Origin of the sequence: Baaleninema sp. (assembly GCF_049974805.1) — a bacterium.
GTDB lineage: Bacteria > Cyanobacteriota > Cyanobacteriia > Cyanobacteriales > Geitlerinemataceae > Baaleninema.
This window is the reverse complement of the sequence record NZ_JBNGCO010000177.1, coordinates 1-6391: the sequence shown is the minus strand read 5'-3', so window position 1 is coordinate 6391 and position 6391 is coordinate 1. Positions and strand designations below refer to the sequence as shown.

3 protein-coding genes and 1 pseudogene are annotated in these 6391 nt (G+C 48.4%); all 4 read left to right on the top strand.

What is annotated here, in order from left to right; all coding sequences use genetic code 11:
• Positions 1–2065, top strand: a 2065-nt coding sequence (locus tag ACP5D4_RS20550; RefSeq protein ID WP_428013480.1) for a methyltransferase, TIGR04325 family, incomplete at its 5' end; no start/stop codon positions are given.
• A 40-nt stretch (positions 2066–2105) separates the two neighbouring features.
• A complete protein-coding gene (locus ACP5D4_RS20545) occupies positions 2106–3092 on the top strand; it encodes an NAD-dependent epimerase/dehydratase family protein (RefSeq protein ID WP_428013479.1) in 987 nt (328 codons plus the stop codon).
• 25 nt (positions 3093–3117) lie between these two features.
• A complete protein-coding gene (locus ACP5D4_RS20540) occupies positions 3118–4269 on the top strand; it encodes a DegT/DnrJ/EryC1/StrS family aminotransferase (RefSeq protein ID WP_428013478.1) in 1152 nt (383 codons plus the stop codon).
• 13 nt (positions 4270–4282) lie between these two features.
• Positions 4283–6391 (top strand): annotated as a pseudogene (locus ACP5D4_RS20535) (hypothetical protein); the annotation flags it as partial.

The window sequence follows — 6391 nt, the reverse complement described above, 5'->3', positions numbered from 1 at the left end:
AATGTTTTGGGATGATATCAAGCTCGTTACCGAACAAATTGAAAAATACGGACTGAGAAAGCCTTTCGTCGATTTGGGGGGACTCGATCGACCTGTTATCGCCGACTACGACTTGACGCTACACACCGGCGATCAACAAGCTCGCTTTGTGAGCCTTTCCCAACGCCCCTTCGACCATATCGATCGAGAGTATTTAGTCGTCAATCCCGAACAAGGCGATCCGTTTATTGAAGATTTACCAAAAAAATATAACAACGCTTTTGGAACAGCAGTATGTTTGAGCGTTCTCGAACACGTGGGCAATCCCTTTGAAGTGTTCCAGGCGCTCTATCAAATCATGAAACCGAACAGTATCTTGATTCTGTCTACGGTTTTCTCATATCCTTATCATCCCTCTCCCAACGACTACTGGCGTTATACCCCTGCCTGTTTGCGACATCTCAGCGAATCGGTGGGTTTTCAAGTTCTCGAATGCGATTGGCGGTTAACAATTCCGGCCGATAAAGGTATTCGCGCCGTACAGGATGGCACTTTACTCGAAGTTAAATCAGTTTACGCGACGCTGGCTAAAGGCGATTTTCAAGCGTCGCCGAATTCGGTTCGTTACGCACTACCCCAGCGAACTTCGCGCAATCCACAGGCCAACCAATTCATCGCACAGGAGTCACAAAAATTGCAAGTTTCAGCATCTACGCCATCCACTAGCAATAGCCCCGTTGTCCTGGTGTACTCTGATGTTAGTGGCAGTAGTGGTTTAACTCAAAATGCCGATCGCGTATTGAGCGGATTAGCGCAAACGGGACAAACTGTTATCTACGCACACCCAAAATCGCAGAAACCTGTTACGGTTCGCCCTGATATCCAATATCAAGAACTGTCTTACGATCCGAACGCGGATTTTTCTAAAACATTTACGGTTCAGGATGAAGCTCGATCTCTCCTCAACCAACTGAACCCGAGTTTAACTGTTTTCGTAGATTCTTGCCCAGTTTCTAACTTTGCTGCCAAGCAAATTGTGGCTCAAGCTGGAATTCCCTTCATACAAATTGTAGGATCGGCAGTTCCACAAGTTGCCCAAAATTTCGTGCCTTGCTTGAAAGAAGTGAAAGATTGGCACGAAAAAGCACAGGCGACAATCGCATTTTCTCAACCGACACTGCAAAATCTACAGCAATATTTCGGACTTCCCGCTGCAAAAGGGAAGGTGATAGAAGGCGGGGTTCCCGTTCCCGACTACCTTCCGGCTATTTCTATGAAATCCCCAAATCCTGCTCCCACGACAGCAGTAACACCTCCAACCAACCGCCCCCAGTGGGAGTATTTACCGCAAGGTTGGAAAACCCAAGACCCCAATATTTTAGGTTGGAACGTTCAAAGTATTCTCGAAACTCAGCGTAAAAAGTGGCCGGCGTTCGTTCGCTCTCTTCAAGGAACCAATCCTCTCGGGATTAATCACGAATCCCCGGTCATTTCAAGCGGTGATTACGGCTCTCATAATACCATGATGACCTATGGCTATGTTTTAGCCAAAGCCGCACGTCAAAAAGAACGAATTTCGATTTTAGATTGGGGTGGAGGCTTAGGACATTACTACTTGTTGAGTAAAGCCTTGCTTCCAGAAGTTGAAATTGACTATTATTGCAAAGACTTGCCAATTCTCTGTCAAGGTGGACGAGAACTATTGCCAGAAGTTACGTTCTACGAGGACGAAACAGAGTGCTTTCAAAACAGTTACGATTTAGTCGTTTCGAGTTCTTCCCTTCAATATTCTGAAGATTGGCAAGATACTGTTCGCAAGCTTTCGCAAGTCACGAACTCTTATTTGCTGATTACGAGATTGCCGATCGTTCGCAAAGCTGATTCTTTTGTCGTTGTTCAGCGTCCCTATGCCTATGGATATCATACGGAATATATCACTTGGTTTTTAAATCGAAATTCTTTGGTGGAATATACTACCAATTTGGGTATGAGGTTTTTGAGAGAATTTCTAATTGCAGAGAAGTTTCCAGTTCCTAACGCTCCTGAAGTGGCTGAAGCGAGAGGCTTTTTATTTTCTAAGCCTTAAAAAATAAAACTCTAAAAATGATGTTTCTAATGTAATTTTTATGCTCGATACTGTTTTTCAAAACAAAAAAGCATTAATTACGGGTGGTTTAGGATTCATCGGGAGCAATCTCGCTCGTCGTCTCATCGATTTGGGCGCAGAAGTGTTACTCGTTGATAGCTTAATCCCAGAATACGGCGGAAATCTTTTTAATATTGACGATGTTCGCGATCGAGTTCGAGTCAACATTTCGGATGTACGGGACGAACATAGTATGCGCTATCTCGTTCAGGGACAAGACTATCTGTTTAACCTGGCGGGGCAAACGAGTCACCTCGACTCCATGCACGATCCTTACACTGACTTAGAAATAAACTGTCGATCTCAACTGTCCATTTTAGAAGCTTGCCGAAAATACAACCCCGATATTCAAATCGTATTTGCGAGTACGCGACAACTCTATGGAAAACCTGATTATTTACCCGTAGACGAAAAACATCTCGTGCGCCCGGTCGATGTCAATGGCATCAACAAAATGGCGGGAGAATGGTATCACATTCTCTATAACAACGTTTACGGAATTCGTGCTTGTGCCTTGCGTCTGACCAATACTTACGGACCGCGAATGCGGGTTAAAGATGCTCGTCAAACCTTTCTCGGGATTTGGGTGCGCTTGTTAGTAGAAGAAAAACCCTTTGAAGTGTGGGGTGGCGAACAACTTCGGGATTTCACCTATGTCGATGATGCTGTAGATGCTTTGCTCTTAGCAGCCACTCATCCCGACGCGAAAGGACAAGTTTTTAACCTTGGCGGCGATCGCGTCGTGAGCCTCAAAGAAACAGCCGATTTACTCATCGAAGCAAACGGGGGCGGAGAATATGTGATTCGCGAGTTTCCCGCCGAGCGAAAACGGATCGATATCGGGGATTACTATTGTGACGATCGACTCATTCGATCGATGCTAGGATGGGAACCCAAAGTCCCATTACAAGAGGGATTGGCGCGAACGATCGCCTACTACCGACAGCATCTCGATCGATACCTTTAACTCCCACCCATAACTCTCGCAAATCATGACTTCCGACTCTCCCATCCTGCAAACAAACCCCAAAGCAGGTTATTTCGCTCATAAAGCCGAAATCGATGAAGCGATCGCCCGCGTTCTCGAAAGCGGTTGGTACGTTCTCGGAGCGGAAGTCGAAGCTTTTGAACGGGAATTCGCGAACTACATCGGAACCGAACAGGCGATTGGCGTTTCCAGCGGAACTGATGGTATTGAAGTCGCCTTACGAGCCTGTCAAATTGGGTCTGGCGATATTGTCGTGACGGTTTCCCATACCGCCGTCGCCACCGTCGCCGCCATCGAACTCGCCGGAGCAATACCGATTCTCGTCGATATCGACCCCGAAACTTTCAACATCGACTTAAACTGTCTCGAAGATACAATTCGACAACTGCTCCAACGTCCCGAACTCGGGAAACTCAAAGCGATCGTCCCCGTTCACTTGTACGGTCGTCCCGTCGAAATGGAGGGGATTCTAGACATTGCTCGTCGTTACGATCTCCGCGTTGTCGAAGATTGCTCCCAATCTCACGGCGCAACGATCGACGATCGAAAAACGGGAACTTGGGGCGATTTAGCGGTTTTCAGCTTATATCCAACTAAAAACCTGGGAGCGTTAGGGGATGCGGGGATTATCGTCACGAGCGATCGCGATTTAGCCGAACGGACGCGAAGCCTTCGTCAATACGGTTGGGGTCAGCGGTATATCAGCGACATTCCGGGGACAAACGCTCGTCTCGACCCCATTCAAGCGGCTATTCTGCGCGTCAAGCTGCAATATCTAGATGAAGAAAACGCACGTCGCCAAGCGATCGCGCAACAATACGATCGCCATCTCGCCAACTTACCTCTCAAACTTCCCCAAAGACCCGAGAACGGGACTCAGGTTTACCATCAATACGTCGTTCGTACTCCCCAACGGGACGAAATGCGGGCGTTTCTCAAAGAGAGCAGCATTGGAACCTTGATTCACTATCCTGCTCCCGTTCACCAACAACCTGCTTATCGAGGTCGAGTCACGATCGACGGGAAATCCCTTCCCAAAACGGAACAAATCTGCTCGGAGATAGTCAGCTTGCCCATGTATCCGTATTTAACGGATGAAGAAGTTCAGCGTATTAGTGATACGATCGTACACTGGACTCGACAGGCAAACCTTTAACCCACCAAGTCGGATGCGTTATTTCTGTACCTATTTCGACCATCGCTATTTACCCAAAGGATTAACACTGTATAATTCTTTGAAACAGCATTCCCAAAGTTTTGAACTTTGGGTTTTATGTCTCGATAAGCTTTGCTACGAAGTTCTAGAAAAACTCGCACTTCCCCATCTCAAATTCATCGAGTTAGAAACACTAGAATCTGCCGATCCAGACCTGTTAAAAGCCAAACAAGATCGAACCTTAGTTGAATATTATTTCACCTGTACGCCCTGTTTTCCGAGATATATTTTCGATCGAGAATCAAGTATCAATTTAATTACCTATTTAGATTCGGATTTATTTTTCTTTTCAGACATCGAGCCAATTTATCAAGAGCTGGGAGAGCGTTCGATCGCAATTATCGAGCATCGCTTTCCCCCTAAACTTGAAGGGTTAAAATTCAACGGAATTTACAACGTGGGCTGGGTTTCGTTTCGTCGAGATAGTCCCGGTTTAGAATGCTTGAATTGGTGGAGAGAGCGTTGCCTCGAATGGTGTCACGACTATCACCAAGACGGAAAATTTGCCGATCAGAAGTATTTAGACGACTGGCCAGTTCGATTTAACAACGTTGCCGTTTTACAACACAAAGGGGCTAACTTAGCACCTTGGAACGTCGATCGATACGATATTCAACTCAAAAACAATCGGATCTGGGTAGACGAACAACCGCTAGTTTTCTACCATTTTCATGGTTTCAAAGAAAAAGAACCGAGCGTTTACGATCCGAACTTAAATTTTTATCGAGTTGAAAAGAACCACCAGACTTTATCGATCGTCTACCAAACTTATATCCAATCCCTGAACTCAACTAAAAAACAAGTCGTTACTCTCTTACCCCAAGCCTCTCTCGGGGATAGCGTTCGCTTTAAAAAAATTCCCGCTCTAACTGCCGTATCATCTCAGTCTGTTGCCAGTTCTTCCCAGCCAGTCATGGAACCGAATACTAACCCTCAACCAGCCAAAATTGTGACCGATGCCCTCAGCGCGATCGAACAAGCCTTTCAGCAACCTCAACCCTCTCCAACCCCAACCCAAGAAAACCTACCCCTCTCTCAACTCATCCCCCAAGCCACTCAACTCCTCCAAACCTACCAACAAAACCCCCTCAACCGCGACGCCCTCGACCAACTCCGCCGCATCCGAACCGCCGTCACCCAACACCTCCTCAACCTCCCCACCGACCAACTCCACCCCCAACTCACCGGACAACTCGGCCAAACCTACAAACAACTGTGGCAGAGTTCCCTCAAAAACGAACCCCTCACCGACACAGACCGCACCACCATCGCCCAACTCTCCCAAAAACTCAGCCAGGGACTCGGCGCACCCCAAGCCCTCCAGACCCTTTTCGCCGCCGCCCTCTACGGCTACCCCCACCAGTTCGACATCCAATATCAAAACGCCCCCATCCCCAGTTGGATGACCGGAACCTACCTCAACTTCATGTTCGAGTCGCCCCGTCTGTTCAAAGACTTAGGGGAAGTAGACGCCTATCACCAGTACTTCACCAACTGGACGACCTACCTCCACGACAAAATCCTCAGCAACCCCGACAACCCCACCTGGAAAACCGTCACCCAGGCGTTCGCCAACCTCGCTAACCTCACCCCCCTCTGCTTCAGCCACCGCGACCAACGGGAAGTTCAACAAAAACGCGCCGCCATTCTCGAACGGTACCTCCAACAGGCCGGTTCCCAACTGGACTACCAGTTCCCACCCCGTCCCCAAAACCGCAAGCTCCGTTTCGGCGTCCTCTGTCTCAACTACCTCCCCACCGCCGAAACCTTCACCACCATTCCCGCCTTCGAGCATTTAGACCGCAACCGTTTCGAGGTCTATCTCTACAGCCTGCAAACCACCGGACACCCCCACGAACAATACTGTCGAGAACGGGCCGATAAATTCACCACCCTCCCGGCGAACAACCTCCCCAACATGGTGAACGCTGTCCGCAGCGACGACCTGGACGTACTTCTCATCGGGACGAATATCACCGCCCGGTCTTACCCCCTCACGCTGCTGTCCCTGCACCGCCTCGCCCGCATCCAAACCACCGGACTCTCCGCCCCCACCACCACC